The following is a 2,254-nucleotide window of genomic DNA, read 5'->3' as shown; positions in this document are numbered from 1 at the left end:
TCCGGTGCCGGCGCCGTGCCGGGCGACCCAGGCGGCGGCCTGCGTCCGGCGGCGCAGGCCGAGCTTGGCCAGCAGCGAGGTGACGTAGTTCTTCACCGTCTTCTCGGCGAGGAACAGCCGCTCGGCGATCTCCCGGTTGGACATCCCCTGGCCGATGAGTTCGAGCACACTGCGCTCGCGGTCACTGAGCGCGTCGAGCTCGTCCGGCTGCGCGGGGCTGCGCACCTTCTCCAGCAGCCGCGTCGTCGTCAGCGGATCCAGCAGGGACCGCCCGGCCGCGACCTCCCGCACCGCGTGCACGACGTCCTGGCTGCGCACCTGCTTCAGCAGGTAGCCCGACGCCCCGGCCATGATCGCGCCGACCATGGCCTCCTCGTCGTCGAACGCGGTGAGCACCAGGCACGCCGGTGGGCTCGCCGAGTCCCGCAGTTCCCGGCACAGGGTCACGCCGTCGGTGCGTCCGTCGCCGAGCCGCACGTCCACCACCGCCACGTCCGGCTCCACGTGCAGTGCCACGGCCCGCGCCTCCTCGGCACCGCCCGCCTCGGCGACCACGGTGATGTCCGACTCGTCCTCCAGCAGGTCCCGCAACCCCCGGCGCACGACCTCGTGGTCGTCGACGAGCAGCACCTCGATGGCCATGCGCCGAGCCTACGTCGCCACGGCCCGCGCACCGTCCCGTGCCGGGCGTGGTCCCGGCCACGTGCGTCGGCTCCGGGAGGTGACGACAATGGTGTGACGGCAGACACAGTCCGCCGGTACGGTGCGACCGCCGGTGCGGACGACGACGAGCGACGGAGGTCGCGATGACCACGCACACCACACCCACCACGTCCGCCGCCGACCACTCCGGCGACGTGCAGACCCGGAACCGGGGCCGAGTGGAGCGGCACGACAAGCGGGTGCGCGCCGTGTTCGCCGGGCACGTCGTGGCGGACACGACCCGGCCGTTGCTGGTGTGGGAGGTGCCGTACTTCCCGACCTACTACCTGCCCCGCGACGACGTCCGCACCGAGCTGATCGAATTCACCGACCGCACCCGCACCTCGCCGACCAGGGGAACCGGCCGGATCGGGCACCTGCGGCTCGGCGGGCACACGGCGACCGACGCGGTGACGGAGTACCCCGAGTCACCGATCGAGCTGCTGCGCGGACACGTCCGCCTCGACTTCGGCGCGATGGACGCCTGGTTCGAGGAGGACGAACAGATTCACACCCACCCGCGCGACCCGTACGTGCGCATCGACATCCTGCCCAGCACCCGGCACGTGCGCGTGGACGTCGACGGCGTCACCGTCGCCGACACGCGCGGCGCGCGCCTGTTGTTCGAGACCAACCTGCCCACCCGGTACTACCTGCCGAAGCCGGACGTCCGGCTCGACCTGCTGGAGCCGAGCGACAAGGTCACCCACTGCCCGTACAAGGGACAGGCCGAGTACTGGTCGGTGCGGGTGGGCGGGACCCCGGTGCCCGACCTGGTGTGGTCGTATCCCACGCCGCTGCCGGAGAGCGACCGCATCGCCGGGCTCGTGTGCGTGCCGCAGGAACACGCGGAGGTCTATGTGGACGGTGTCCGGGTGTAGCCGGGCCGCGCGCGTGGTCCGGGGCGAGCGGAGCAGCGCCCCGGGTGGCATGCTGAGGCAGAGGCGGCCCCCGGGCGTACCCCAGAAGTTCCGCCTCCGCCTTCACCACGGATCTCGGACAACGTGGACAGGATCGTGGCACGGTCCACCCGACCGCAGACCTCGGTCTGGGTCCGGTGGATGACCGTAGCGTTGTCCCGAACGACCTCGGACGTCGACATGGCAGTCGTCATACCACGACGCGCCTGGCCCCGCACCCTTCTCCACCAGCTGTCAGCCCGCCCGGTGGGTGGTGCCGTGGCCGAACTGCGCCAGGCGGTTGCGGGCGGTGTCCAGCTCGCGGTCGGTGAACAGCGGGGCGAACGCCTCGTCGGTGACCAGTGCCTCGACGGTGAGGTCCAGGCGGCCCCGTTCCCACAGCGCGGCGAAGCCGTCCGAGACGGCCGGTGCCCGCAGCAGTTTGCGCGCGGTGGCCAGCGCGCCGAGGTCGGCGAGCATGCTGAGGAAGTAGCCCGCCGTGTAGCCCGCCTCGTACCGCGCGCGGTCGTAGAGCTCGCGCATCGCGCGGTCGAACCGCTCGCCGAGCGCGGAGTCGGCCGGTTCCGGCTCGGGCTCCGGCCGGTCGGCCTCCGGGCCGACGCCCGAGGCGTCCCGGTTGCGGCGGGGGGGGT

2 protein-coding genes and 1 pseudogene are annotated in these 2,254 nt (G+C 72.6%); 1 reads left to right on the top strand and 2 read right to left on the bottom strand.

Annotated elements, in window-relative coordinates; translation table 11 throughout:
• Nucleotides 1-642, bottom strand: a 642-nt coding sequence (locus ACTIR_RS0105445; RefSeq protein ID WP_026453510.1) for a response regulator, incomplete at its 3' end; no start/stop codon positions are given.
• A gap of 164 nt (nucleotides 643-806) precedes the next feature.
• Between ACTIR_RS0105445 and ACTIR_RS0105440 the strand changes: the two genes are divergently transcribed.
• Nucleotides 807-1,583, top strand: a complete 777-nt coding sequence (locus tag ACTIR_RS0105440; protein WP_084789331.1) for a DUF427 domain-containing protein — start codon at nucleotides 807-809, stop codon at nucleotides 1,581-1,583.
• Nucleotides 1,584-1,856: 273 nt separating this feature from the next.
• Here ACTIR_RS0105440 and ACTIR_RS21905 read toward each other — a convergent pair.
• A pseudogene (locus tag ACTIR_RS21905) lies at nucleotides 1,857-2,254 on the bottom strand (hypothetical protein); the annotation flags it as partial.

This window comes from Saccharomonospora iraqiensis subsp. iraqiensis (assembly GCF_000430445.1).
In the GTDB taxonomy this organism is placed as follows: Bacteria; Actinomycetota; Actinomycetes; order Mycobacteriales; family Pseudonocardiaceae; genus Saccharomonospora; species Saccharomonospora iraqiensis.
This window is presented reverse-complemented; position numbering and strand designations above follow the sequence as displayed.